The sequence below is a fragment of the Comamonas koreensis genome, assembly GCF_021026195.1.
GTDB lineage: Bacteria > Pseudomonadota > Gammaproteobacteria > Burkholderiales > Burkholderiaceae_C > Comamonas > Comamonas koreensis.
Map to the genome: position 1 here is coordinate 421,834 of NZ_JAJNCT010000009.1, position 26,639 is coordinate 448,472.

At 64.0% G+C, this 26,639-nt stretch carries 24 protein-coding genes; 4 read left to right on the forward strand and 20 right to left on the reverse strand.

Translation table 11 applies throughout. From position 1 onward, the window contains the following. Nucleotides 1-11: 11 nt before the first annotated feature. The 7 genes from LPW39_RS09775 to LPW39_RS09805 form a co-directional block, all read right to left on the reverse strand. On the reverse strand, nt 12-1,448 hold the full coding sequence (locus LPW39_RS09775; protein WP_230774091.1) for an amidase: 1,437 nt from the start codon (nt 1,446-1,448) through the stop codon (nt 12-14). A gap of 91 nt (nt 1,449-1,539) precedes the next feature. Beyond that, entirely contained in the window at nt 1,540-3,102 is a 1,563-nt protein-coding gene (locus LPW39_RS09780) for an ABC transporter substrate-binding protein (protein WP_230774093.1), read from the reverse strand. Nucleotides 3,103-3,153: 51 nt separating this feature from the next. Continuing rightward, nucleotides 3,154-4,017 carry an alpha/beta hydrolase gene (locus LPW39_RS09785; RefSeq protein ID WP_230774095.1) on the reverse strand — a complete coding sequence of 288 codons (864 nt, stop codon included), beginning with the start codon at nt 4,015-4,017 and terminating at the stop codon, nt 3,154-3,156. 29 nt (nt 4,018-4,046) lie between these two features. Further along, nucleotides 4,047-5,723, reverse strand: a complete 1,677-nt coding sequence (locus LPW39_RS09790) for a dipeptide ABC transporter ATP-binding protein (RefSeq protein WP_230774097.1) — start codon at nt 5,721-5,723, stop codon at nt 4,047-4,049. Continuing rightward, nucleotides 5,720-6,538, reverse strand: a complete 819-nt coding sequence (locus tag LPW39_RS09795) for an ABC transporter permease (RefSeq protein ID WP_230774099.1) — start codon at nt 6,536-6,538, stop codon at nt 5,720-5,722. The genes LPW39_RS09790 and LPW39_RS09795 overlap by 4 nt, the downstream gene beginning before the upstream one ends. Beyond that, complete coding sequence (locus LPW39_RS09800; protein WP_182326223.1) at nt 6,535-7,479, reverse strand: ABC transporter permease; 945 nt, start codon at nt 7,477-7,479, stop codon at nt 6,535-6,537. Before LPW39_RS09800 ends, LPW39_RS09795 begins: the two co-directional genes overlap by 4 nt. A 5-nt stretch (nt 7,480-7,484) precedes the next feature. Continuing rightward, entirely contained in the window at nt 7,485-8,636 is a 1,152-nt protein-coding gene (locus LPW39_RS09805) for a C45 family autoproteolytic acyltransferase/hydolase (RefSeq protein ID WP_230774101.1), read from the reverse strand. A gap of 242 nt (nt 8,637-8,878) precedes the next feature. Between LPW39_RS09805 and LPW39_RS09810 the strand changes: the two genes are divergently transcribed. Next, the gene (locus LPW39_RS09810; RefSeq protein WP_230774102.1) at nt 8,879-9,754 is read left to right on the forward strand and encodes a GntR family transcriptional regulator; all 876 of its coding nucleotides are present in this window, start codon (nt 8,879-8,881) and stop codon (nt 9,752-9,754) included. 9 nt (nt 9,755-9,763) lie between these two features. Here LPW39_RS09810 and LPW39_RS09815 read toward each other — a convergent pair whose 3' ends face one another. From LPW39_RS09815 to LPW39_RS09875, 13 genes are all read right to left on the reverse strand, one after another. Beyond that, nucleotides 9,764-10,519, reverse strand: coding sequence for a siderophore-interacting protein (locus LPW39_RS09815; RefSeq protein WP_230774103.1), 756 nt, complete (start codon nt 10,517-10,519; stop codon nt 9,764-9,766). A 141-nt stretch (nt 10,520-10,660) separates the two neighbouring features. Continuing rightward, nucleotides 10,661-11,650, reverse strand: coding sequence for a 2-hydroxyacid dehydrogenase (locus tag LPW39_RS09820; protein WP_230774104.1), 990 nt, complete (start codon nt 11,648-11,650; stop codon nt 10,661-10,663). Between the two features lie 23 nt (nt 11,651-11,673). Then, nucleotides 11,674-12,624 carry a sugar kinase gene (locus LPW39_RS09825; RefSeq protein WP_230774105.1) on the reverse strand — a complete coding sequence of 317 codons (951 nt, stop codon included), beginning with the start codon at nt 12,622-12,624 and terminating at the stop codon, nt 11,674-11,676. Between the two features lie 46 nt (nt 12,625-12,670). Next, on the reverse strand, nt 12,671-13,477 hold the full coding sequence (locus LPW39_RS09830; protein WP_230774106.1) for a sugar phosphate isomerase/epimerase family protein: 807 nt from the start codon (nt 13,475-13,477) through the stop codon (nt 12,671-12,673). Between the two features lie 150 nt (nt 13,478-13,627). Further along, nucleotides 13,628-14,383 carry an amino acid ABC transporter ATP-binding protein gene (locus LPW39_RS09835; RefSeq protein WP_269075795.1) on the reverse strand — a complete coding sequence of 252 codons (756 nt, stop codon included), beginning with the start codon at nt 14,381-14,383 and terminating at the stop codon, nt 13,628-13,630. Between the two features lie 141 nt (nt 14,384-14,524). Then, on the reverse strand, nt 14,525-15,316 hold the full coding sequence (locus tag LPW39_RS09840) for a transporter substrate-binding domain-containing protein (protein WP_373449255.1): 792 nt from the start codon (nt 15,314-15,316) through the stop codon (nt 14,525-14,527). A gap of 44 nt (nt 15,317-15,360) precedes the next feature. Next, the gene (locus tag LPW39_RS09845; RefSeq protein WP_230774107.1) at nt 15,361-16,014 is read right to left on the reverse strand and encodes an amino acid ABC transporter permease; all 654 of its coding nucleotides are present in this window, start codon (nt 16,012-16,014) and stop codon (nt 15,361-15,363) included. Nucleotides 16,015-16,030: 16 nt separating this feature from the next. Next, on the reverse strand, nt 16,031-16,702 hold the full coding sequence (locus LPW39_RS09850) for an amino acid ABC transporter permease (protein WP_230774108.1): 672 nt from the start codon (nt 16,700-16,702) through the stop codon (nt 16,031-16,033). Nucleotides 16,703-16,820: 118 nt separating this feature from the next. After that, nucleotides 16,821-17,993, reverse strand: coding sequence for a LacI family DNA-binding transcriptional regulator (locus LPW39_RS09855; protein WP_230774109.1), 1,173 nt, complete (start codon nt 17,991-17,993; stop codon nt 16,821-16,823). 240 nt (nt 17,994-18,233) lie between these two features. Then, the gene (locus LPW39_RS09860) at nt 18,234-19,214 is read right to left on the reverse strand and encodes a LysR family transcriptional regulator (RefSeq protein ID WP_407928821.1); all 981 of its coding nucleotides are present in this window, start codon (nt 19,212-19,214) and stop codon (nt 18,234-18,236) included. Nucleotides 19,215-19,420: 206 nt separating this feature from the next. After that, nucleotides 19,421-20,584 (reverse strand): NADH:flavin oxidoreductase/NADH oxidase, encoded by a 1,164-nt coding sequence (locus LPW39_RS09865; protein WP_230774111.1) that lies wholly within the window; start codon nt 20,582-20,584, stop codon nt 19,421-19,423. Nucleotides 20,585-21,045: 461 nt separating this feature from the next. Next, nucleotides 21,046-21,891, reverse strand: a complete 846-nt coding sequence (locus LPW39_RS09870) for a hypothetical protein (protein ID WP_230774112.1) — start codon at nt 21,889-21,891, stop codon at nt 21,046-21,048. After that, nucleotides 21,885-22,964 carry a hypothetical protein gene (locus LPW39_RS09875; protein ID WP_230774113.1) on the reverse strand — a complete coding sequence of 360 codons (1,080 nt, stop codon included), beginning with the start codon at nt 22,962-22,964 and terminating at the stop codon, nt 21,885-21,887. Before LPW39_RS09875 ends, LPW39_RS09870 begins: the two co-directional genes overlap by 7 nt. Before the next feature lie 429 nt (nt 22,965-23,393). Here LPW39_RS09875 and LPW39_RS09880 point away from each other — a divergent pair, with 429 nt between their 5' ends. From LPW39_RS09880 to LPW39_RS09890, 3 genes are all read left to right on the forward strand, one after another. After that, the gene (locus LPW39_RS09880) at nt 23,394-23,936 is read left to right on the forward strand and encodes a cysteine hydrolase family protein (protein ID WP_230774114.1); all 543 of its coding nucleotides are present in this window, start codon (nt 23,394-23,396) and stop codon (nt 23,934-23,936) included. 249 nt (nt 23,937-24,185) lie between these two features. Beyond that, nucleotides 24,186-25,142, forward strand: a complete 957-nt coding sequence (locus LPW39_RS09885) for a sulfurtransferase (RefSeq protein ID WP_230774115.1) — start codon at nt 24,186-24,188, stop codon at nt 25,140-25,142. Between the two features lie 81 nt (nt 25,143-25,223). Further along, the gene (locus LPW39_RS09890) at nt 25,224-26,504 is read left to right on the forward strand and encodes a YeeE/YedE family protein (RefSeq protein ID WP_230774116.1); all 1,281 of its coding nucleotides are present in this window, start codon (nt 25,224-25,226) and stop codon (nt 26,502-26,504) included. Nucleotides 26,505-26,639 lie beyond the last annotated feature (135 nt).

Sequence of the window (26,639 nt, forward strand, 5' to 3'; positions counted from 1 at the left end):
TCAGAGAGAGATCAGGCGTGGACGGGGGGCAGGCGCTGGTCCCAGGGCAGGGCCTGCTCCAGCTGCGCGGCCAGCTGCAGCAGCCGGCTTTCTGCGCCATAGGGGGCGATGAACTGCATGCCCAGGGGCAGGCCGCTGGCGCTTTGCCACAGCGGCACGCTCATCGCGGGCACGCCGGCGGCATTGGCCGGGCGGGTGAACACGGTCGCATCCATGAACTCCCGCATGAAGTGCTGCGCATCGGGCTGGCGCACATCCAGCGCCTGCAAGTCCTGGGGCAGGGTCGGCATCACCGGGCAGAGCAGCAGGTCATAGCGGCCAAACATCTCGCCCAGGCGCCGGGCGATGCTGTTGCAGGTATTGCGCGCGGCCAATAGCTCGACAGCGCCCAGGCGCCGCCCCTGCTCGGCCAGGCCCAGGTTCACCGGTTCAAAGAACTCCGCCGTCGCTGGCCTGCCGGTGCTGCGCACCAGGCCATCCACCTCCAGCGCGGTATAGGCGGCAATGATGCGGCTGAAGGCGGCGGCCAGGTCGGCGTGCGAGAAGTTCCATTGCGCCTCTTCGGTCACATGGCCCAGTTCCTGCAGCAGGCGACTGGTGTCCTGCAGGCCTTGCAGGATGCTGCTGTCCAGCGCCTGGCCCGGGCCCGCATCCTGCAGCACGCCAATGCGCAGCTGCCCGGGCGGGCGCCGCAGCGCCTGGCTGAAGTCTTCCGCCTTGGCCGGCGCGGCATAGAGCGAGCCGGGCTCCAGCGCATCGCTCAGGTCCAGCATCAGGGCCGAATCGCGCACGCTGCGCGTCAGCACATGGTGGCTCACGAGCCCGCCCCAGTTCTCGCTGGAGACAGGGCCGCAGGCCACGCGGCCGCGCGAGGGGCGCAGGCCAAACAGCCCCGTGCAGGCCGCTGGTATGCGGATCGATCCCGCGCCGTCATTGCCATAGGCCAGCGGCACCATGCGGGCGGCCACGGCGGCGGCCGAGCCCCCCGAGGAGCCGCCGACATTGTGTGCCGCGCTCCAGGGGTTCAGGGTGCGGCCATGCAGGCTGGGCGCGGTTGCCACATTGGCCGAGAACTCGGGCAGATTCGTCTTGCCGACGATGACCATGCCCGCCTGCTGGTAGTGGCGTACCAAGGTGTGGTCAGTGGCCGAGACGTTGCCCCGTGCCGCGCGCGAGCCATAGGACATCGCCGCGCCGGCATAGCTGGGGCAGTCGTCCTTGAGCAGCACCGGCACGCCGCGCAGCGGCGCATCGGCCGGCAGCTGGCGCAGCTGCTCCTGGGCCTGCTCGCGCATGGTCAGGATCACGGCATTGAGCTGGGGGTTGCAGCGCTCGATGGCGTCAAAGGCATGGTCCACCGCCGCCTGGGGGGTGAGCGCACCAGCGCGGATGGCCTGGGCCAGTGCCGTGGCATCGGCCAGGCGGTAGTCGGTTGCAGAGAAAGACATACAGGGTGTGAAACGCAGAGATCGGAATGCAGGGAAAGCGGCATGCGCGTGGCCGAACCAGAGCGTTCTGGCCACGCGCGCAGAGGCTGACTTAGGGCGCGGCGCGGGTCACGCCCCAGAAGCGGTGCGTGCCAGCGGGCCAGCCCTTGTAGCCCTTGATGCTGGGCGCCATCGCGGTGACAACCGGCAGGTTGTACAGGCCGATGATCGGCACCTCCTTGGCCATCAGCGCATGGAGCTGGTTGAACAGGTCCTTGCGGCGGGCCGGGTCGCGCTCCATCGCCACCTGCTTGAGCAAGGCCGAGGCCTGTGCATCGTCCCACTGGCGGGTGGGCTCGGCCTTTTTGTCGCCGATCAGCGACTCATACATCAGCAAGGGGTCGAGCCGCGCCGAGTAGGCAAAGATGGCCAGCTCGTACTGGCCCTTGCCATACAGATCCAGCTGCGAGGCCCAGTCGCGCACCTTGATGTCGATATTGATGCCGGCCGAGCCCAGCAGCGCCTGCAGGATGGTGGCCAGCTGCACGCGCTCCTGGCGGTTGGCTACCAGCAGGCTGATGGGCTGGCCCTTGTAGCCCGCCTGCTTGGCCAGCGCGCTGGCGCCCACCGGGTCATAGCCGGGCCAGGCCTTGCTGCGCTGGTCGTAGTAGGGGCTCAAGGGCGATATCACCGAAGGGTTGGCAGTAAACAGGCCCTTGCCGGCGGCCTCGGCCACATCGGGCAGGCTCAGCGCCTTGGCAATCGCCTGGCGCATGCGCACATCCTTGAGCGCGGGCGCCTCGGTCTGCACCTGCAGCACCACCCAGCTTGGGGTGGGCTGCACTTCCACCTGCACGCCCTTGTCCTTGAGCACCTTGATGGTGTCGGGATCCACATCGTCGATGACATCGAGATCGCGCGAGAGCACGCCGTTGGAGCGGGTGCTGGCATCGGGCACGGTGACAAAGCGCAGGGTGGCAATGCTGGCCTGCTTGTTGCCGGCATAGCCATCGCGCGTGCCGGGCAGCGCGCTGTAGTCGGCAAAGCGCTTGAGCTCGGTGTAGCGGCCGGTCTGCTTCTCTGCAAAGCTATAGGGGCCGGTGCCGATCACCTGGCTGACGCTGCCGTTGGCGGCCACGGAGTCGGGGTGGATGATCCAGGGCGTGCACTGGATGGTGGCCAGGGTCATCAGGAAGTTGGGCGCGGGCGCCGAGAAGCTGAAGCGCACGGTCTGCGCATCGACCGCCTTCACCTCCTGCAGCGCCGGGCCGATCTTGCCGTTGTAGCGGTTGATGCACTGGAAGTTGGTCTTGGGATCGAGGTAGCGCTTGAAGTTCCACACCACATCGGCGGCCGACAAGGTCTTGCCATTGTGAAAACGCACATTCGGGCGCAGCTTGAAGTCGTAGCTGGTGCTGTCGTCATTCGCCTTCCAGCTGCTGGCCAGCATGGGCTTGATGGTCAGGTCCTCGCCATAGGCCACCAGGCCCTCGACCACATGGGCCATCACCATGTCGGAGTTGGCGTCGCGGTTGACACCGGGGTTGACGCTGGCGATATCGGCATGCAGCGCCACGCGCAGCATATCGGGGGCGCCGGCGGCCTGGCTGTGGGCACTGAGCGCGCAGGCTGCAGCGAGCAGCGCGGGCGACCAAAGAGAGCGGCTGGTGGGCATGGTCTTCCTTGTAGTGGTGGGGACGTTGGCGTGGAGGCTTGGGACAGGGTCTTACACCGGAGCGGCTTGTGGCGCGCGCAGGCACTGCTGCAAGAAGGCCTCGACCGGCTCGATGACCTTGAAGGGCTCGTGCGCAATGCCGGGCACGGTGTCGCGCTGCACGCGGATGCCATGCGCGGCAAAGCTGTCGGCCAGTGCGGTGATGCGCTCGATGCGGTTGTCGCCCTGCAGCTGGGCGCCATCCATCCACAGCGCGCTGTCGCGCGGAATGGTGATTTCCCAGGTGGCGGTGTCGGCCGTTCCGATGATGGTCTGCACGGTCACCGCGCGCATCGCCGCCAGGTTGAGGCTGCGGCCAAAGCGCTGCTCAATGTCGCGCACACCCACCCACCAGTCGTAGTCGGTGTTGAGCAGGGTGACCACGCCCGGCGCGCCGATCGACACGGCATGGAGGCGCTCGGGGTGCAGCAGAAAAAAGCGCTGGCTGAACTGCCCGCCGCCCGAGAAGCCGTAGAGCATGAAGCGTTCGCTGCGCAGGCGGTACTTGGCCGCCACCTCGTCGACCATGGACAGCAGCACCTGGTCATAGCGGATGCCATGGAAAAGAATGCGCTTGTAGTTGGCCAGGTCACCGGCCACGCCAATGCCGGCGGGGAAGAGCGGCGCCAGCACGATGCAGTCATTGCGGTCGGCAAAGTCGGCAAAGCGGTCGCGGTACTGGCTGGCGGTGCGGCCTGTGCCGTGCACGATCACGGCTAGGTCATAGACCTTGTCCTCGCTCTCGCTGTAGTTCTTGGGCACGTAGAGGCAGTAGCTGAAGCGCTGGTCGTACTGGCTGGCAAAAAAGGTGGTGGCGCCAAAGTCGTAATAGCTCAGCTTGATGCCGTGGCCCTGGCGGGCGGGAGGGGATGACATAAGAGGACTCCTGAAAGGTTGCTGAATTTTTAGGCAGGGCAGGCAGCGCCGTTTGCAGAGGCGGAGGCCTTGTCTTCGGCATGGCGCCAGCGCAGATGCACCCCGCCATCGGGCGTGGCCTGCAGCATCGGGATCGCATCCAGCAGCTGGCGCGTATAGGGGTTCTGCGGCTGGTCAAACACGGCATCGCGCGTGCCCTGCTCGGCAATCACGCCGCCCTGCACGACGATGACCCGGTCGGCAATCTGCTCCACCACGCCCAGGTCATGGCTGATGAAAAGGCAAGAGAAGCCATAGCGCTGCTGCAGCTCGGCCAGCAGGTCCAGCACCTGGGCGCGCACCGTCACATCGAGCGCGGAGACCGCCTCGTCGGCAATCATCAGCGCCGGGCGCCGCACCAGCACGCGGGCAATGGCCACGCGCTGGCGCTGGCCGCCCGAGAGCTCATGCGGGTAGCGCGTCGCAAAATCACCGCCCAACCCCACATCGGCCAGCGCCTGCTGCACGCGCTCGCGCTTGTCGCTGGCGCTCAGGCCATCGGCCATGCGCAGCGCCTCGGCCACCAGGGCCTGCACCGTCATGCGCGGGTCCAGCGAGGAGTACGGGTCCTGGAAGACCATCTGGCAGTTGTAGCGGTAGTCCTTGAAACCCGGGCTGCCCGGCCGCAAGGGCTGGCCCTTGTAGCGCAGGCTGCCGCTGGTGGGCTGCAGCAGGCCCGACAGGATCATGCCCAGGGTGGTTTTGCCCGAGCCCGATTCGCCGACCACGGCCACCACCTCGCCGGGGAAGATATCCAGGCTGATGCCCTTGAGCACGCGCGCCGGCGCCCCCTTGCGGAACCAGCGCTGGCGGCCGCCAAACTCCAGCACCAGGTCGCGGGCCGACATCAGCGGGGCCGTGCGGTCGATCTGGCGCGGTGCGCGGCGCTGGGGCAGGGTGCGCAGCAGCTGGCGCGTGTAGTCATGCGCGGGGGCGGCCAGCACCTGGGCGGTAGGGCCGGTTTCCACAATGTCGCCCTGCTTCATCACCACCATGCGGTCGGCGTAGCGGGCCACCATCGGCAGGTCATGGCTGATCAGCAGCACGGCGGTGCCGTTCTCGCGCGTCAGCTCCAGCATCATCTCCATCACCTCGCGCTGCACCACCGCATCCAGCGCCGTGGTGGGCTCGTCGGCAATCAGCAGCGCCGGGCGCAGCAGCATGGCCGAGGCAATCATGATGCGCTGGCGCATGCCGCCCGAGAACTCATGCGGGAAGGCGCTCAGGATGCGCTGGGTCTCACGCAGGCCGACACGCTCCAGCATTGCATGGATGCGCGGCATGTGCTCATCGCGTGCCTGGGGCAGGTGCATGCGCAGGCCTTCGAGCAGCTGCTCGCCAATGCTCAGGGTGGGCGTGAGCGAGGTCATCGGCTCCTGGAACACCATGGCCACGCGCGGGCCACGCACAGCGCGCAGCTGGCGCTCGTTCATCGCATAGAGCGACTGGCCGTCGAGCAGGATGTCGCCGCCACTGCGGCTGATGGCATGGGGCGTGAGCCGCATCACGGCGCGGCTGAGCATGGTCTTGCCCGAGCCCGATTCGCCGACGATGCCAACAATCTCGCCAGCGGCCAGTTGCAAGGATGCATCGCGCACCACCAGCTTGTCGGGGCCGGCCGAGAGGCTCAGGTTCTGGATCTGCAGCAAGGCAGGGGATGTGGTCATACGCGCCTCCGCATGCGTGGGTCGAGCCGGTCGCGCAGGGCGTCGCCGAGCAGATTGATGCCCAGCAGTGCCAGCGAGATCGCCAGCCCCGGGAAAATCGCCAGCCAGGCCGCCTGGCTGACATAGGAGCGGCTGCCCGCCAGCATGTTGCCCCAGGTGGGTGCCGGTGGCGCCACGCCCAGGCCCAGAAAGCTCAGCGAGCTCTCGGCCAGAATGATCCAGCCGCACATCGAGGTGGCCATGACGATCACCGGTGCGATGCAGTTGGGCAGCACATGGCGCAGCAGGGTGTAGGTCTCGGAGTTGCCCATGACGCGCGAGGCGCGCACAAAATCACGCTCGCGCAGGCCCAGCACGGTGCCGCGCACCACCCGCACCACCGACGACGCATAGGCCAGTGCCAGCGCGATGATGATGCCGCTGGCGCTGGCGCCAAACACCGCCAGCAGGCCCAGGGCCATCAACAGGCCCGGGAAGGCCAGCAGCGCATCGTTGATGGCCATCAGGATGCGGTCGGGCCAGCCGCGCAGGTAACCGCTGAGCGCGCCAATCAGCACACCAAAGAAGGTGGCCAGAAACACCGTGCTGAGGCTGATGCGGATGCTGGTGGCAGTGCCACGCATCAGGCGGCTGAGCACATCGCGGCCCAGCTCGTCGGTGCCCATCCAGTGCTGCCAGCCGGGCGCTGCCAGGCGGGTCTTGAAGTCGAGCTTGAGCGGGTCGTACGGCGTCCAGAACGTGGCCAGCAAGGCCACGGCGACCACCACGGAGACCAGGCCAGCGCCCAGCCAGAAGGAGAGGGAGCGGCGGTTCATGATGCGGCCACCCTCGGGTCGAAGATGGGATAGAGCAGGTCCACAAAGAGGTTCACCAGGACATAGATGCTGGCGATGAAGAGCAGGCAGCCCTGGATCAGCGGGTAGTCGCGGGCAAAGATCGCATCGACCAGCAGCCGGCCCAGGCCCGGAATGGTGAACACGGTCTCGATCACCGCCACCCCGGCGAGCAGGTTGCCCAGAATCAGGCCCAGCAGGGTCCAGGTCGGGCCAAACGAGCTTTTGAAGGCATGGCGCAGCATCACCGTCATCTCGCTCAAGCCCTTGGCGCGGGCATGGGTGATGTAGTCCAGGTGCAGCACTTCCAAGGTGGAGGCGCGGGTCATGCGCAGGATCACGCCGATCTCGTGCAGCAGCAAGGTGGTGATGGGCAGCACCAGGTAGAGCAGCGCCTGCTGCGGGTTCTCGCCAAAGGCGACAAAGCCGACCACCGGAAACCAGCCCAGCTTGAGCGCAAAGAACATCAGCAGCAGCAGCCCCATCCAGAACGCCGGCAGCGACAGCAGCAAGGTGGCGGTGGCGACCAGGGCCAGGTCGGTGAGGCGGCCTTGGCGCCAGGCCGCCAGCATGCCCAGCGGCACGGCGACCAGGGTGGCCAGCAGCACGGCAGGCAGCACGATCTGGGCGCTGACGGCAAAGCGCTGCCAGATCAGCGCGGCAACCGGTTGGCGGTTGGAGATGGACTGGCCCAGGTCGCCCTGCAGCACATGGCCGGACCAGACCAGGAACTGCGTGGGCAGGCTGGCGTTGAGGCCCAGCTGCTCGCGCAGGGCCGCCAGCGATGCGGCATCGGCCGAGTCACCCAGCATCAGCGCTGCCGGGTCACCGGGGATCAGGCGCACCAGAATGAAGACGGCCAGTGCCACGATCACCAAGGTCGGAATCGCCATGCCGATTCGGGTGGCAGCGAATTTCCACATGGCGGTCAGTGCTCCAGCGCCGCAGCGGCCGCTGCCGAGGGTTCAGCCGCGCCATCGCCATGCAGGCGGTAGGTGGTGAACTGGCGGTTGATGGCGGGCAGCGGTGCAATCTCCATGATGCCCAGCGCCGGCTCCATCACGATCATCGCGACGGTGGCGGTCAGGTTGCCGCCATCGGCCGGGCGGGGCGGGCGGCAGACCGCATAGGGCGAGAGGAAGTCGTCAAACAGCGCCTTCTTCAGCGATTCGCGCGTCAGCAGGCGGCCCTGCTCCTGCAGGATCTTGCGCACCCGCCAGTCGCGGTAAAAGCTCTCGGGCACATGGGGGATGCCGGTGTCGCGCAGCTTGGCCAGCGCCACCGGGCTGACCCAGTGGTTGGCGTGCACGATCATGCCGTCCTCGGGGTAGAGCGGGAAGGCCTCGTCGGGCGCGCACTCAAAGTCAATGCCAAAGCCTGCGGCCGACGCCACCATGATGTTGTTGGAGCAGGACTTGGGCGTGGTGGCCACGGCCTTGGCGGCCAGTGCAAAGTGCTGCTGCTCCAGCACCTTGCGGCGGATCAGGCCCAGCGGAATGCCCAGCTTGGTGTAGTCGCGCTCGCACTCCAGGTAGTTCGCGGTGATGGAGATGCCTGCGGCATTGAGGCCGCTGCGGGCCAAACCACCAGCTTCGACAAAGGTCAGGTAGTCGGGGCCATGGTCCTGGCGCACGCGCAGCACCACACCGGTCTCGGCACACTCGGCGCGCCAGTCCCAGTTCTGGCCATGGATCAGGTTGCCCGAGGCGCTGCGCTCGGGCAGCAGCATGGCGCCGGTGCAGCCGTCGTCGAGCTCGTCATCGACCGGCTTGCTGGACTGGGCGCGCGCCAGGGCCACCACCTCGGTGCGGGCATTGATCATCACGATGTCGTCCAGCGCGACGCCCGAGCCTTCGGCGATGCCGCGCATTTCTTCGAGGTAGTTCTCGTCAAAATCGGCGATCTTCCGGGCGTACTCGGCGATCAGCGCGGCCTTGTGTGCGGCACTGATGCCGTACTTCTCCAGCGCGCCGCCATAGAGGGCTGCGCTGCGGGCAATGCGGTCTTTGAGCGCCGCGCCATACTGGCGCCCACGGGCTTGGGGGGCGCCAGACAGCGTGACGAGTGGAAACGGCGACATCTTTTTTCTTTTGTGTTTTGTGAACTTTTAATACATTAATTTCGTGGTCATTGACTGTCAATTTGTTTTTTATAGAATCAAACAAAACTTAGGGAAACTACGATGAAGGATGCTGCCAACACGCCAGGCCTGGCGCGTATGCTCGGGGCTGGCCGGCAAAAACAAGAGGCTGCGCGCCGCCGCCACTGCCACCGCATTGCGCACGCGCGGGCCGCAGCAGCACAACCCAGGGGAGAATCGGTTTGAAGCAATCGCTGAGTTCTTTGCAGATCGACGTCGCGCGCAAACTGACGGCGCTGATGCATGCTGGCCGCTGGAGCGTGGGCGACCGCATCTCCGACCTGCACCTGGCCGATGAGCTCAAGGTCTCGCGCACGCCAGTGCGCCAGGCGCTGATGCTGCTGACCGCCCAGGGCCTGGTGGCCTACCACCCGGGCCGGGGTTTTCGGGTCGAGCGCGTGCCCGATGGCGACGATGCGCTGGAGCAGCTGGTGCCCCCCTCCGACGCCGAGGCGCTGTACAGCCAGATCATGAACCACCGCGCCAGCGGCCAGCTGGCTGGCGAAGTCTCCGAAGCGCAGCTGGTGGAGCTGTTTGGCGTGACCCGGGGCGCCGTGCGCCGCGTGCTGATGCGCTTTGCCGCCGAGGGCCTGACCGAGCGCCTGCCCGGCCACGGCTGGCGCTTTACCGAGAGCCTGGACAACCCCCAGGCCGTGCACGAGAGCTATGACTTTCGCTTGATCGTCGAGTGCGGCGCGCTGAAGATGGCCGGCTTTGCGCCCGATCCTGAACAGCTGCAGCAGCTGTTCCGCGAGCAGTCAGACATCTTGCAGATGCCGGTCGAGCAGCTGCGCCAGGATGTGTGGTTCAAGGCCAATGCGAATTTTCATGAAACCCTGGTGTCCTGGTCGCGCAACCGCTTTCTGATTGAGTCGGTGCGCCGGCAGAACTCGCTGCGCAAGATCTCGGAGTTTGCGCACTTCAGCCACCTGAGCGAGCAGCACATCCGCCAGGCCTGCACCGACCACCTGGGCATTCTCAAGGCGTTGAAAGAAGGCGATGCCGACTATGCCGCCGCGCTGCTGCGCCGGCATATTTCGCGCTCGGCGGAAATCTAAAAACAGGACCTAGGTTTTTTCCAGGTCCGCCTTGGGCGCGCGCAGCTCGTTCTCGCTCATGCCCCGGCGCCAGTAGGCCACGATCAGCTGCTCCTGCTTGCCCAGGCCCAGGCTGTCCACCGCCCATGCGCGCAGCGCCTGCGCGGTCGCAAATTCGGCACCTACCCATAAAAAGCGGCTTGCGCCTGCGGTGGTGTGTGCGGCGCTCCAATCCAGTGCTTGCACGGCCTGCTGCAGCTGCTCGCCGGTACCTGCGGGTGTGCCCGCGCGGTAAAGCCAATGCCACTGCATGCCCGGAGGCAGGGGGATGTCGATCGCGTCTCGCGGGTCGGCTATCTCGCAGACCACATGGCCGCGTGTGCTGGCGGGCAGCTGTTCTGCGATGCGGGCCAGCGCGGGCAGCGCGCTGTCGTCACCGGCCAGCACCATCCAGTCGGCGATGCGGGCCGTGCGGCCACCGGGTTTGAGGATCTCGACCCGGTCGCCGACCTGCGCCTGCTGGGCCCAGCAGGCGCCGGGGCCGGCATCGGCATGCAGCAAGAAATCGATCTCCAGCCATTGCGCCTCGGCATCGAAGGCGCGCACGGTGTAGACGCGCGTGCTGCTGGCGTTGTTGCCTTGCGCATCCAGCGCCGACGGAAACACCAGGCGGCAATGGATGTTGTCGTGCTGGCAAAAGGGCGCCAGCTGCACGCCAGCAAAGCGGATGCGGCGGTAGCCGGCAGAGGGGGAGGCGAGGGAGAGAACCTGGAGCGTGGAGGGCATGCCGCAGTCTAGAGACGGTACGAGAGGGGAGGCCGCTGGACCCAAGCGGGTGGCCAGCATCGGAAGGTCTGGCGGCCATTATGCGGGCGCGCCTGACCTCCACTAGTCTCGCGCGGCGCAGCCCATGGCGCCGCTGTGGGCTCAGGCCTGGCTCAGGTCGAATCTGCCTGCAGGTTGTTCACCCGCCAGCACCTGCAGCAGGTTGCTGGTCGCCATCTCGGCCATCGCGTGGCGCGTCTCGTGCGTGGCCGATCCGATATGCGGCAGCGCCACCACCTTGGCATGGGTGCGCAGGGGGGATTCGACCGGCAGCGGCTCGGTGGCAAACACATCCAGGCCGGCGGCGCGGATCTGGTCGGTGTCGAGCGCATGCAGCAACGCAGCCTCGTCGACGATCGCGCCGCGCGAACCGTTGATGACGATGGCGCTGGGCTTCATCAGCGCAAAGGCTTCGGCGCCCAGCAGGTGCTTGGTCTCGGGGGTCGACGGCACAACGGAGACGACAAAGTCTGCCTCGCGCAGCAGCGCATCGCGGGCGACATAGTGCACATGGCCGGCCAGCGCGCCCAGTTCGCTGTCGGGCACAACGCTGCGGTTGTTGTAGAGCACGCGCATGCCAAAGCCCAGCGCGGCGCGCCGGGCCAGTGCCATGCCGATGCGGCCCATGCCCAGAATGCCCAGGGTCTTGCCATGCACATCCCAGCCAAACAGCTCCTCGCCAATATTGCGCTGCCATTGGCCGGAGCGCACATACATCGCCAGCTCCGGAATGCGGCGGCTGGTGGCCATCAGCAGTGCAAAGATGGTGTCGGCCGTCGTCTCCGTCAGCACGCCCGGCGTGTGGCACAGCGCAATGCCGCGCTCGCGCAGCGCTGCCAGCGGGTAGTTGTCCACGCCCACCGAGATGCTGGAGATCACCCGCAGCTGCGGTGCTTCATCGAGCAGCGCATCGGTGATCGGGTAGCTCGACCCGATCAGTGCCTGGGCCTGGGGCAGCGCTGCAAAAAAGGCATCGCGCTGTGCAGCCACGCGCGGGTTGGCCACGGTCACATCGTGCGCGGCTTGCAGGCGGGCCAGCTGGTCGTCGGGCAGTTCACGAAAAACCAAAATCTGTTGGCGGGTGCTGGTCATCGGTGCTCCTGGATGCGTTGAAATCAATAGCCGGCGGCGGTCAAGGCTTCGCGGGTTGGCAAGCCTTCGGAGTCGCCCAGCACCTGCACCTGCAGCGCGCCAATCCAGCAGCCGCGCTTGACGGCATCGGCCACCGAGCGGCCATCGAGCAGGCCGCTGATGACGCCCACCGCAAAGGCATCGCCGGCGCCCACGGTGTCCACGACCTTCTCGACCGGGCAACCGGCCACATAGCCGGTACCGGCCTGGGCGTCATCGTAGTAGGCACCTTCTTCGCCGAGCTTGACGACCACCAGGCTGGCGCCCTGGTCGCGGTAGAACCGGGCCACCGCTTCGGGCGTCTTGTGGCCGGTCAGCAGCTCACCTTCGGCCAGGCCGGGGAAGACCCAGTCCGCACCAGCGGCCAGCGCATTGATCTCGCGGCGCATCGTGGCCTCGTCCTGCCACAGGGTGGGGCGCAGGTTGGGGTCAAAGGAGATGGTGCTGCCGGCAGCGCGGGCGATCTGCAGGGTACGCTGGGCAGTGGCCAGGCTGGTCTGCGAGATCGCGGCAAACACGCCGGTGGCATGCAGGTGGCGGGCCGAGGCCAGCCAGGGCTCGTCGATGTCGGCCGGGGTCATCAGGCTGGCGGCCGAGCCCTTGCGGTGGTATTCCACCTGCGGGTCGCTGCCGTCATCGGTACGGCCCTTGATCTGGAAGCCGGTCTTCTGCGCCGGGTCCAGCACCACATGCTCGCAGTGCACGCCTTCGCTCTTCATCTGGTTGATGAGGTAGCGCGCCATCGAATCGGCGCCCAGGCGGCTGGCCCAGTGGGTGTTGAAGCCCAGGCGCGCCAGGCCGGTGGCCACATTGATCTCGGCGCCCGCAATGCGCTTGGTGAAGAACTCGGCGTTCTCCAGCGGGCCGGCGCGGTCGGCGATCAGCAGCATCATGGCTTCGCCAAAGGTGGCGATGTCAAAGGTCTTGGTGGTCATGGCCGTGTCTCTCTTGAGTGCTGGTAGCTGTTGGTTTGTCGGTGACTTAGCGGGCTTGCAGTGCGGTGGCATCGCGCAGCACGGCCAGCTCCTGCTGGGTGACGGCGACGAGGTCGTCGCCGATCAGTGGGTACTCGATGGCGCGGGGTGCATCGCTGGGCAGCGCGCGCAAAATGGCGCGCCAGGCGGCGGCCGATTCGGCCAGCGGCACTGCCACCCATTTGGTGGGCAGGCGTTGCACGCCCTTGGCATGCACATAGGCCACGCGGCTCCCAAACAGCTGGGCCGCTTGCAGTGCGCATTCGCCCAGGTAGTGCCAGTTGCCCATGTCAAAGGTCATCGGCAGCGGCAGGCCGGCGGCATCGGCCGCGGCAAAAAAGCGCTGCAGTGCCTGCACGGTGCCGGCGGCCGTGGTCTGGTCGTTTTCGATCAGCAGGGTCAGGCCCGCGCCCTCGATGGCGCTCTTCAGCGCCGCAAAGCCCTGGGCCGAATGCGCGACCGACTCGCTGGCAAAGCCGCCGATCGACATCTTGAGCCAGGTGGCGCCCAAGGTCTGGCTGGCGGCGATCGCGTGTTGTACGGCAGCGGTGTTCAGGTTGCCGTCCATCGCAAACAGCGGCTGGGGGCAGGAGTAGACCAGGTCCAGCTGGTGGTCGCGGCCATAGGCGGCCAGCGCGGGCAGCTCTTCGGCGGGGTTCAGCAGCAGCTCTTCGCGCACTTCATAGCCATTGGCACCGGCGCGGTGCGCGAGCTGGGCAAAGTAGAGCTGGCCGTGGCGGCGCACTTCGGCATTGCCAAAGGAGGTGAGGGAGATCAGGGCGGGCGAGCCCGCGTTTTGCAAAGACAAGGCCATGGTTGTTATGGGTGTTGGCCGTTGGCGCCCGCCGGCCGGCGGGGCGCTAGCAGCGATCAATGAAGTCGTTGTGCACAGTCTGCGGTGGCGGCATGGGCGCTGTGCAGGCCCGGGGCGTGGCGCTGGCGCGCGCCCCGCGCCGCCACACCATCAATGGTTGCTAAGGATCTGGCCCAGGAACTGCTGGGTCTTCGGGTGTTGGGGGTTGTCAAAGAACGCAGCCGGTGGGCCTTGCTCGATGATCTTGCCGTCAGCCATGAAGATCACGCGGTCAGCCACGCTGCGGGCAAAGCCCATTTCATGGGTCACGCAGAGCATGGTCATGCCGTCTTCGGCCAGGCCGATCATGGTGTCCAGCACTTCCTTGACCATCTCGGGGTCGAGGGCCGAGGTGGGCTCGTCAAACAGCATGATCTTGGGGGCCATGCACAGCGCACGGGCAATGGCCACGCGCTGCTGCTGGCCGCCCGACAGCTGGCTGGGGTACTTGTTGGCCTGGTCCGGAATGCGCACCCGCGTGAGGTAGTGCATCGCGCGTTCCTGCGCCTCGGCCTTGCTCAGGCCGCGCGAGCGCATCGGCGCCAGCATGCAGTTCTCCACAATCGTCAGATGCGGGAACAGGTTGAACTGCTGGAACACCATGCCCACTTCCTTGCGGATGGTGTCAATGGCCTTGCTGTCACCGGTCAGGTCCGTGCCATCCACGGTGATCTGGCCCTTCTGGATGGCTTCAAGCCGGTTGATGCAGCGGATCATCGTGGACTTGCCCGAGCCCGAAGGCCCGCAGATGACGATACGCTCGCCAGCACGCACGTCGAGGTTGATATCGGTCAGCACCTGGAAGTTGCCATACCATTTCTCGACGCCTTGGAGGCGAATGATGGGTGCTTGCGAGGGGGTCGTCATAAAGCAGTCGTTTTAAGATGATTGCAACACTGGCATGCCCGAGCTAAGAGACAGCCAGCAAGGGCCGCCCCGCAGCGGTGCTGTCGTCCCCCTTCCAGGGGGAAGGCGCGCAGCGCCTCAGGGGGTAGCCCGTTCTAGGTTTTAGTCCAGCTTGGGCAGGTCGGCGCCCAACCACTTTTGGTACAGCTTGTTCAGCTCACCATTGGCGGTGTTCTTGGCGATGAAGGCGTTCACGGCTTCGGCCACTTCGTCCTGGCCAGGGCGCAGGGCCACGGCCATGTTCTGCTGCAGCAGCTGGAACTTGTTCTCGAACTGGCCGGCAGGGGCGCGCTTGGCGATCTGAGCGGCCACGGTCACCGAGCAGCCGATGGCATCGACCTGGCCCGACAGCAGTGCTTGCATGGCCGATGCGTCGTCGTCAAAGCGGCGGATTTGCGTGCCTTCCGGCGCAGCCTTGGTGACGGCCACGTCCTGGGTGGAGGCACGTGCCACGCCCACGCGCAGGCCCTTGAGGTTTTCCGGGCCCTTGATGGCGGTCTTGGTCGCGCCGTACAGCACGATCGATGCGGCCGAGTAAGGCTTGGAGAACAGCACCTGCTTGGCGCGCTCGGGCGTGATGGCCAGCGAGGCGATCAGCATGTCGACCTTGTTGGTCAGCAGAAAGGGGATGCGGTTGGGGCCGGTCACGGGCACGATGTCGGCGGTCACGCCCCATTCCTTGGCCAGCAACTTGGCCACATCGGCGTCGTAGCCGTCGGGCTGGTTGCTGCCGTTCAGGATGCCGTAGGGCGGGAAGTCCACCAGCATGCCGATGGTTATCTTGCCCTTCTTCTTCAGATCGGCCAGCGACTGGGCCGATGCGGTCAGGGGCAACAGGGCGCTGGCAGCCAGGGCGGCAGCAGCGGAGGTGAAAGTGCGGCGGGAAATCTGCATGCTCATGTCTCCTAGTAGAAAATTCAAGCGACGACCAAAAAGGTTCAACGCGCCAGGGCCTTGGCTTGGCGCTTCTCGAGCCGGCCTGCCCACAGCGACAGCGGCCAGCACAGGATGAAGTAAACGGCACCGACGACACCGAACACCAGCATGGGCTGGAAGGTGGCGTTGTTGATGATCTGGCCGGCGCGCGTGATCTCGGTAAAGCCGATGATGGCTGCCAGCGAGGTGCCCTTGATGATCTGCACCAGGTAGCCCACGGTGGGGGCCACGGCAATCTTCATCGCCTGGGGCAGCACGACGGCGCGCATGCGCCAGTAGTAGGACAGCGACAGCGCATCGGCCGCTTCCCACTGGCCGCGTGGCACGGCCTGGATACAGCCGCGCCAGATTTCACCGAGGAACGCGCCGCTGTTCAGAATCAGCGCAGCAGCCGCTGCAATCCAGGGGTTGATCTCAAAGCCCAGAATGGGCGCGCCAAAGAACACCAGGAACAGCTGCAGCAGCAGTGGCGTGCCCTGAAAAATCTGGGTAAAGGCGGTAGCAATGCCGCGCGCCAGGCCGTTCTCTGACGTGCGCGACAGCGCAATCACCAGGCCCACCAGGGCGCCGCCGATAAAGGCGATCAGGGACAGGGCCACGGTCCACTTGGCCGCTTCCACGATGAACCACAACTCGGGCCAACCAAAAGTACGCATTTCTTGTTCTCCGAGTTCAGCGACGGTCTGGGTAGTTCAAGGCCATCTGGTAGATGAGCTTGAACAGCAGGTTGAAGGCCAGCGACAGCAGCAGGTAGATGGCGGCTACGACGATGTAGACCTCAAAGCTGCGGAAGGTCTCGGACTGGATATTGGCGGCGACCGAGGTCAGGTCGTCGGCCGAGATCACGGACACCACAGCCGAGCTCAGCATCAGCAAGATGAACTGGCTGGTCAGCGCCGGGTAGATGGTCTTGAGCGCGGGCTTGAGGATCACGAAGCGGAAGATTTCCCAGCGCTTCAGATCCAGCGCCAGGCCGGCTTCGATCTGGCCCTTGGGGATGGATTCGATGCCGGCGCGGATGATCTCAGTCGCATAGGCGCCCAGGTTGACCACCATGGCCACCAGTGCGGCGGTTTGCGGCGACCAGCGCAGGCCCACGGCCGGCAACGCAAAGAAGAAGAAAAACAACTGCACCAGAAAGGGCGTGTTGCGGATCAGCTCGATGTAGGCATTGATGACAAAGCGCAGCGGCGCCGGGCCCGAGGTCTTGCCCCAGGCGCAGACGATTGCGACGGCCAGGCCGATGATCATGGCGAGAAAGGACAGCTGGATGGTCACCCAGGTGCCCTGCAATAGCTGCGGCCAGGCTGCCAAGACCTGGTCGAATTGGAACGTGTAGTTCATGGCGATGCGGCGCGTTTGAAACCGGTTTCAGTAGCGCCGCAGTTTAACGGAAGGTTACGGAACGATTACTAGGGTTTGCCCTAGTTTGGTGCGTAACGCCTTTTTTAAGCGTTGTAAATCAATTGATTGGCGATTTTGTCGAGCCGCGCACAATGATGGTGCCTGGTAACTCGACCGTGCGGGCGGGACTTTGCAGGCCCTGGATGCGCTCGATCAGGCAGGTGGCCGCCGCCTGCCCCAGTGCATCGGTGGGCTGGGCCACCGTGCTCAGGCCCGGGCCCACCAGCGCGGCCCAGTCGGTCTCGTCCACACCGATGATGCCCAGCTCCCGCCCGGGCACCCAGCCCAGTGCGTGCACGGCGGTGGCCACGCGCAGGCTGGCCACGGCATTGCCGGCCAGCACGGCGGGGCGACGGCCGGTTTGCAGCGCCTGCTGCTGCCAGTGCTGCAGGTGCTGCTGCAAGGCGCTGGCGTTGTGCGGTGTGCTCTCCCACACATCGCCCTGCATGGTGGCAGGCTTGCCGCGCCGCTTGCTGGTCTGGCCTTGCAGGTAGCGGGCAAAGGCCTGCTGGCGCGCGGTGCGCGAGCTCACATCGGCAATCGGCTCGGTCACCAGCAGCACCTCGTCAAAGCCTTGCTGCTGCAGATGGTCCATCGCGATCTGCACCACGCCGGGGTTGTCCACGGTCACAAAATCGGCGTCCATCCCTTCCTGGAACCGGTCCACCAGCACGATGGGCTTGCCATGCAGTTGCGCGTCCTGCCAGAGCTGGGCGCTGGTGTCCACGCGGTTGAGGATCATGCCGTCGAGCTGGTAGGCGGACAGCGCATGCATGGCGTCGCGTTCGCGCCCGGCCTCATTGCCCAGGTTGAACAGCACCAGCAGGTAGCCGGCGGCCTGGCAGGCTTTTTCTGCGCCCTGCAGCACCGCCACCGAGAAGGGGTTGGTCACATCGGCCACCGCCAGGCCAATCAGGCGGGTGCGGCCATGCTTGAGCGCCTGGGCCATCGGGCTGGGCCGGTACTGCAGGCGGGCAATGGCCTCCTGCACGCGCTTGGCCATATCGGGGGTGAGGATGTCGGTGCGGCCATTGAGGTAGCGCGACACCGTGGCCTTGGAGACCTGGGCCGCCAGTGCCACATCGGCAATCGTGGCCCGGGCCTTGGCAGGGGCCGCAGGCTTGGCTGCGCCGGGCGGGCAGGGGCGCGATGGGGTGGCGGTGGGCGCAGGCTTGGGCACGGGGCAGTCCAGGGTGGTCGTTACGGTAGCGATGGTAGCGCCGAACCGCATGCCTGCTGCGTTGGCCGGCCTGCGCGCGGAGGGAGGCAGTCGCGCAGGTGCGGTTCCTGGGGCCCGGTGGGCGCCAGGCCTTTGCTGCAGTGCAAAAGCGGCAGTTTTCCGATTCTCACCCTGTGGATAATTTTGTGCAATGTTCCCGTTGTTGCGCGAGAAACTCCCTGCAATCTCCCTCTAGGAAAGAAATGCACACCGGGAAGCCGGTTTCTGTGGATAAGTTAATTTCATAGCAACTTAGTCAACTGCTGTGTGGGCGTTGAGGAGGCAGTCAATAAAGGCCTGCGCCACACGGCTCGGAGCGGGCGATAAGCGCCACATGGCCACGAATTGGCAACGGTAATGGAAGCGTTCTGGCCGTACAGCCCGCATCAAACCTTGGTTTTCAAAACTGGCCGCGTAGTGGTCCGGCAAAAATCCCAAAAAACACCCGGACAAAATCAAGGTGGCAATCGACTCCTGGTCAAACCCGGTGGCCGCGCGTGGCAGCCGCACGCTGTGGCTCAGCTCCATATTGGGCGAGTGGTAGCCCAGGCCGGCAAAGGGGTAGCTGCGCAGCTGCTCCCAGTCCAGCGCCTGGTGCTGCTGCTCCCACAGGTCATGGCCGGCGGCGCAGTACAGCTGCATGTTCTCGGCAAACAGATCGCGGTAGACCAGACTGGCCGAACTGCGGTGCGCCGGGATGATGCCCACATGAAAGCGCCCGTCCATCAGCCCGCGCTCGATCGCGTTGATCGAGCTGACGTGCAGCTGCAGGTTCACATCCGGGGCCTGGCTGTGGAACTGCGCAATCGCGCGGTGGATCTGGGCCTGCGGGTTGCTCACCGTCTTGTCGAAGATGGCGATCTCCAGATTGCCGCCCATGCGGGCGTGGATATCGTCAATGCGGCTGCGGAACAGATCGACGCCGCCGAGCAGCTGCAAGGTGGCCTCGTAAACCTGGTGGCCCTCTGGCGTCAGCGCAAAACCCGCGCGCCCGCGCCGGCACAGCACCATGCCCAGGCGGGTCTCCAGGTCCTTCATGTGGCGGCTCAAGGTCGACGTGCCGATGTTGAGCTCCAGCTCGGCGGCCGACATGCCCCCGCACTCCACCACGCTCTTGAAGACCTGCAGCAGCCGCAAATCCATATCGCTGAGCTGGCCCAGCACCGCGCGGGCGCGGCGGGCAGCGGCAGGGGGGTGGGGCGGGGAGGCAAACACGGGAGGGCGGGCAGGCATCCGCATAGCTTAGCGGCTTTGGCTGCTGCCGCCCTCAGTGTTTACAGAAGCTGTTTAGAGCCACTTACACGGCCCAGCAAACCGAAGGTTTGCGGTTGAGACTAGGCGTCCCCGACTAGGCGCCAAGCCGCAGGCAGTACAGAAGTACGACAAGGCTTGGTGCGGCCGGCGAGGCAACGACGTATCAAGGGTTGTGTGAGTGGCTCTTAGCGCACGCCTACCGCTGCGCCACGGAACAGCTTGCTGAACTCACGCGGCTGGCTGCGCCAGTACTGGCGCGGCGCATCCACCTGAGCGCCCAGGCTGGCGGCCGCATGCCAGGGCCAGCGCGGGTCGTACAAGGCGGCGCGGCCAATGGCCACGGCATCGGCCTGGCCCGAGGCCACAATGTGCTCGGCCTGCGCAGGCTCGGTCACCAAACCGACGGCAATCGTGGTCAGGCCGGTGGCCTGCTTGATGGCCTCGGCAAAACCCACCTGGTAGCCCGGCTGCACGGGGATTTGCTGGGCGGTCGACAGCCCGCCCGAGGACACATGGATGGCACTGCAACCCAGCGCCTTCAGCCCCTGGGCCAGCGCGATCGAGCCATCGATATCCCAGCCGCCCGGCGCCCAATCCGATGCCGAGATGCGCACCCACACCGGCTTGGCCGCAGGCACGGCCGCGCGCACGGCGGCAAACACCTCCAGCGGGTAGCGCAGGCGGTTCTCCAGGCTGCCGCCATAGGCGTCGCTGCGGGTGTTGGATAGCGGCGAGAGGAACTCGTGCAGCAAGTAGCCATGGGCCATGTGGATCTCGATGCCATCGATGCCCAGCGCATCGGCCGCCTTGGCTGCGGCCACAAACGCATCCTTCACTTCTGCCAGCTCGGCAGGGGTCATCTCGGCCGGCGGCACCTCGCCCGCCGCATGGGCAATCGCCGAAGGCGCCTGCGCCACCCAGCCCCGGGGCGCATCGGGCGCAATCTGCGCAGCGCCTTCCCAAGGCAGATGGCTGGAGGCCTTGCGGCCTGCATGGGCCAGCTGGATAGCGACCGGAATCGCCGAGAGCTTGCGCAGCGACCCCATCAGCCGCCCCAGCGCCTGTTGGTTGTCATCGGAGTAGATGCCCAGGTCCTTATCGGTAATGCGCCCCACCGCCGACACCGCCGTGGCCTCCAGCACCAGCATGCCCGCGCCCGACACGGCCAGGCTGCCGTAGTGCATCAAATGCCAGTCATTGGCATTGCCGTCCTGCGCCGAGTACTGGCACATCGGGGCGATGACGATGCGGTTGGGGAGGGTGAGCTGGGACAGGGTGAGGGGCTGGAACAGCTGCGAGGGGGTGGTGGTGCTGGCGGGGGTGAGGGATGGGTCGGTGGTTCTTTGCATGGGGGGTGTCCGGTTGGTTGTGCGCTGTTGAGGTGGATGGCCCTGTGCGTCACAGGTTGTGCACGGAGGCTGCATCGACAGATAGCTGGAACGGGGTACAGCGTATTCCTATATTCCAACCTGGGTGCTGTGGGGGATTGGCGCCGGTTGACCTGTTGGGGACATGAGAAGACCAGCGCTGCTGGAGGGTGCCGAGCGTTGAAGGCAGATTTTGCCCACAGCGATAAGGTTTGTACGCGTGTCAAACGGATAACAGCGGAATACCTGCAAACAAGCGGCCATGTGGACGTTCCGCTGGAGCGAGCGCAGCTCGGTGCGGGTGGAGGCCATGCGGGCAATGTAGGGGTGAGGGTCGTCGCGCTCTCCCTGAACCGGCGCAAGCCGTGCACCAACATCCCATACCTCTCGCCCATGATTGATCACCGAGCACGCACTTGCCCATGCCTGCGCAGGAGGCGAGCTCACCAATTACCGGAAGACACCAACTCCGCTATTCTGTTCTTTGGATAGCTCTCTTGGTAGGTGGCTATGAAAAAGTTATATTTTCTGAGTGCTGAGCTACTGACCTTCTCGGAATAGTTCTTTTTTATAAGAATGTCATAAAGGCCAAACGCTTCTCGGGGGTCTGATATTCTATTTTCAATAAGATCATTGAGATTCTTGATAAACGCCTCTTCGGTCGAAAAAGCCCTGAGCGATCCCACCCAACTGGTATATTTTGAAACGCTGCCGACGCCCAAGAGACTCATGTCGCTGACCATCCCGGGTTTGTTTTTGTTCAATTGTTCAAAAACGTCCTGGCGTTCATCTGCAGTCATGGATTTTGCGACTTCATAATTTTCCTCCAGACTTGCTACCAAAACTTCAAATCCATAAGCATTGCCGGATCCTATGATTTCTGAAATGATGCTATGAGCTTGCTTGACAGGTAGATGAAACATATGTGCGAGCTCACCATAGTATTCATCTTCACTGATCAGTCCATCGGTTAATGCAGCTTTTAGAACACTACGGGTGTCTGCGAAGTTGCCTGATCTCGAATAGTCGAAAAGTCTATCGCGTTTTGTCTTTCGAATAGCTTGAAGATCAGGGTCAGGAGATGCATCGGCTTTTGGCAAAGAAGTCTTGGTTATTGGTTGGGTGAGGGGAGTGCCCATTAAGCCACTGCCATGTTGGGATGGCACTTTATCCCCTGTGGATAGTTTTTCGTGGGGAGCATCATTGATGAAATAACTAACCATGCCCCCCAGAATAAAAAACACGGCGACCAATATGGCTGATTTTCTATAATTATTCACTTTTACCACCAAGCTCTTTGCATATTGTCATATACGTTTTTTGGGGTTTGAAGTCGATACCAAGAAGTTAGGGAGTCAATGTGCTTGTACCATTTATCTAGGTTACTTCTATTTTCAAAAGGTGCAGCTTTTATGCCGGAAAGAGCATTCGAATAAAGTGCGGATGTTCCGCCCCAAGCGTCTAACACGAAGGTATCGCATCGATAAATTCCTCGCGTAGGCTTCGATTTAATTTGGCGTGGCTGACAGCTCGAGCCAAATGGGAAACAGTGTCTTTTTGAATAATATCGATATCCTTGCTTTGCAGCTGAGGACTGGGCTGTAGCAGTGTACTCGGCACCAATGAGGAATTTTACGTAAGCAGATTTGGCTGCCATTTCTCTTACCCCATGGGTAGATCCAGTCATTGATACCAAATTTCCATTTTCCAATTCGGTCAAAAGACACTCTTTGGCGTGGCAATATTTATGCCTTACATTGATGGTGACCGGAGATATTGTTTGCCATTTGGTTGGATTGCTATTGTAAGCACTCCATGGCGTACGTTTAATAGTATTGCGAGCATCTTTAAATCCTATGGCTTCAACCACCATTTCTCCGTCCCACACACCAATATGTCCAACATACCCCAGGCCGGAAACATCCAAATCCCGCCCGACAATATCGCCAAAATTTGCGGGAGGCGGCGTGCTATTGCCTCCATGAGGAAATTGCACCTTGATAGGTGTGTTATCTAATTTCTCATGAAATCCATCATTATAGATCGCATAGATAATAATATCCTTCATCGTTCCATCCAGCATATGTGCAGGGGTTGCCAATGGAACATCGAATCCATGGAAATGAGATGTGCTTCCACAGACATTCTTGACAGCATCTTCTCTACGGTTACCAGCTTTCCCAGCACCAATTATTCTTCCGTTTGCATAAATATGCACATCAACCATCTGCGCTGAACCTGATTTGCAGGCCCATCCAGCGAATCTGTCGTGCTGCGCCACATCAACCCATCCTTTTGCATGCGTCAATTGACATGCGATAACGAGTGCCGAAGCCGTAAGTGCAAGGTGAAGTTTTTTCATAGCTGTTTGATGGAGTTATGCAAACAACTGTACCTTCGGGGAATGCTCTTTTTACCAATGGGCTTTTGGAGAAATGGGAGAAACTTCGGATTGGATACATTCTGTGGCAAAGGAAATTTTAATTCACTGCAGATGGAAGCGTGTATTTCTTGCCTAAAGCAGTATCTTTGTATGCATAAGCGTGTTTACATGGGTCTATTGGTATGTTCTATAACTGCTTGCCAAAAAATGTTGTGAATCTATCAAATTTCTGTGATGAACATAACCATTTGATTGATAGGGTGAAGCTATGGTGTATATATATAGGTATCCAAAGCTATAACTTAGTATCTGCTGCATATATATAATTTGCCTCAACGTATACTTAAGTATGGCAATCACCCTTATCTGGCCCCCACAAGACCTTTAACGCTGGCCTTCAAAAAAACCATGTCCACTGCCCTCCTCCTCATAGACATCCAACAATCCCTCTGCACCGGCCCCAACGCCGCCTGGGATTGCCCCGCTCTGATCGCCCGCATCAACCAGGTCACCACCGCAGCACGCCAAGCCAATACACCCATCATCTGGGTGCGCCACGCCGAGCCTGGCCTGGAAGCGGGTACGCCCGGATGGCAACTGGCCGAGGGCCTGCAGGTGGAGAGCAGCGACCTGACCCTGGACAAAACCACCGGCGATGCGTTCTGGAAAACCGACCTATTGCCCATGCTGCAAAACCTGGGCGTGCAGGAGCTGGTGATTGGCGGCATGCACACGGAGTACTGCGTGGATGTGACCACGCGCGCAGCGCTGCGCCATGGCTACCCGGTGGTGCTGCTGGAGGATGCGCACACCACTTGCGGCAATGCCGCCGTCACGCCGCAGCAGGTGATTGCGCACCACAACATCACCCTCAGCAGCACCAGCAGCTTTGGCCCGCGTGCGCGGCTGCAGACGGCGCAGCAGTGGGCGGACTCGGTCAGCGGGGCTTGAGAAACCCGGCTTGGCTGGGGTTAGCCCATGGCGTTAGGGAGGCGTTTTAGCTCCCAAAGTGGAAGCAGCCCAGCCCAGTGCACGCTGGCGCTGCACCGATGTCGTTCATGCTTAGCACCTGTCAAGCGCGCAGATCACATATGCATCTGCGCATTCCTCAGTTGGAGTAGCTGCTTGCAACATGCACAGTGCAAGCAGGCCCTGCCGTGATGGCAGCCTTTTCTCCCATGACCTGAAGGACGACACAGCATGACTATCCGCACAGCAGCGCCTTGGCGCGTTTTGATTGCCGGTACCGCAGCGGCAGCCGTTTGGGGCGCGAGCCCTGCCTTTGCCAACACGCCGCAGGCGGTGCCTGCGGGCGCGCTGGTCAGTACCGAATGGCTGGCGGCCAATCTGCAGCGGCCCGATGTGCGGGTGATCGAGGTCAGCGTGAACCCGGGGCTGTATGAGCGGGCGCATATCCCGGGGGCGGTCAACTTCTCCTGGCACAACGACCTCAATGACAAGGTGCGCCGCGACATTGTCAGCAAGGAGGCGTTTGAGCAATTGTTGTCCAAGGGCGGCGTGAGCGACAACACCACCGTCGTGCTGTACGGCGATACCAACAACTGGTTTGCGGCCTGGGGCGCCTGGGTGTTTGATGTGTATGGCGTGAAGAACGTCAAGCTGCTCGATGGCGGCCGCAAGAAGTGGGAGGCCGAGAACCGTGCGCTGAACAACCGTGCACCCGACTACGCTGCCACCACCTACCGCGTGGGCCAGATCAACACCGATTTGCGGGCCCGCCTGGGCGATGCGCTGGCGGCGGTGGAGGGCAAGGGCGCCACGCAGCTGGTGGATATCCGCTCGGCCGATGAATACCAGGGCAAGGTGTTTGCGCCTGCCGGTGTGCCGGAGCTGTCAATCCGCGCCGGCCATATCCCTGGTGCAGTGAATGTGCCCTGGGGCAAGGCGGTCAATGAGGACGGCACCTTCAAATCGCGGGCTGATCTGCAAAAGCTCTATGCCGATGCCGGCATCGACGGCAGCAAGCCCATCATCACCTACTGCCGCATTGGCGAGCGCAGCAGCCACACCTGGTTTGCGCTCAGCAAGATCCTGGGCTACCAGGTGAAGAACTATGACGGCTCCTGGACCGAATACGGCAACAGCGTGGGCGTGCCGATCAACAACCCGGCCGGCACGATCTGGGCTGCGAAATAAGCATGGTTTGAATGTCTCCGCATGGGCTCGGTCCTGTGTTCAATGCCCGCCCAGCGCGGGCATTTTTTTGGATGGAATGCCATGACTGATTCCAGCGTGGGTTTGGGGGGTGCGGGCAGCGCTGCCGGGCAGCGCGCGGCCGGGGCCATCAGCGCCTATTGGCAGCCGGTGGTGGCGGCCGTGCTGCTGCTGGCGCTGTGGCCATTGCAGCAGGCCCTGCTGCAGCGCGATGGCGGGCGCACCCTGGTGTTTGCGCTGGCCATTGGGCTGGCGCTGGGCGTGGTGCTGCAGCGCTCGCGCTTTTGTTTTTACTGCCATGCGCGTGATTGGCTGCAGCGCGATGACCCGCGCGGTATCTTGGCAATCATCCTGGCGCTGGCCGTGGGGCTGGTGGGCATGACGGTGGTGCAGAGCAGCTGGGTGCCCAACCCCCAGGCGGGGCAGTTGCCGCCCGATATGCACATCGGCCCGGTCAGCTGGGTGCTGGTGCTGGCGGGCCTGGCCTTTGGCGCGGGCATGCTGGTGTCGGGCTCCTGCATCAGCGCGCACTGGTACCGGCTGGCCGAGGGGTCGGCTGCATCGCCGTTTGCACTGCTGGGCACGGCGCTGGGCTTTGCGTTGGGTTTTCAGACCTGGAACCCGCTCTACAGCCTGGCGGTGGCCGATGCGCCCGTCGTCTGGCTGCCGCAGCACCTGGGCTATGGCGGCGCCTTGCTGCTGCAGCTGGGCGTGCTGGCGGCCTGGGCGGCCTGGGTGTGGCAGCGCCATGTGCAGCAGCGCCGGCGTAGCCTGCCGCTGCCTACTGCGCCCATAGATCCCGCAGGGGCGGCCCCGCGCAGCCTGCACGTTTTGTGGCGCAGCCTGTGGCAAGGGCGTTGGAACTATGCCCTGGGCGGCCTGCTGGTGGGCTTGATTGCCACCGCTGCCATTGTGCGCATGCGGCCGCTGGGCGTGACGGCCTTGCTCGGCAGCCAGGTGCGCGGCGCACTGCAAGGCCAGGGCTGGGTGCCTGAGCGGCTCAATGGCCTGGATGGCTTTGCCGGCTGCGCCACCTTGCCGGCAGCAACCTGGGCCACGCCCAATGCGCTGGTGCTGCTGGGCCTGCTGGCCGGCGCATTCATCGCCGCCTTTGCCAGCCGCCAGTTCCGCCCCCGCCTGCCCACCGGGCGTGATGCGGGCCGGGGTTTGCTCGGCGGGGTGCTGCTGGGTTGGGGCGCGATGACCGGTATTGGCTGCACCGTCGGCACCTTGCTGTCCGGCGGCATGGCCGGTGCGCTGAGCGGCTGGGTGTTTGGCGCGGCCATGCTGCTGGTGCTGTGGCTGGGGTTCCGGTGGCAGACCTGGTGGGCCAGCCGGGCTTGAGCAGGCTGGATGGCAGCGCAAGCGCAGTGTGGCTGATTGGCGATGGTTGTCCGAAGTTAAGAATTGGGCGCAGCATTGAGCCACTGCGCCAGTCGGCTGTCATACCGGCGGCGCAGATTTGGCGCTATGCTTTCC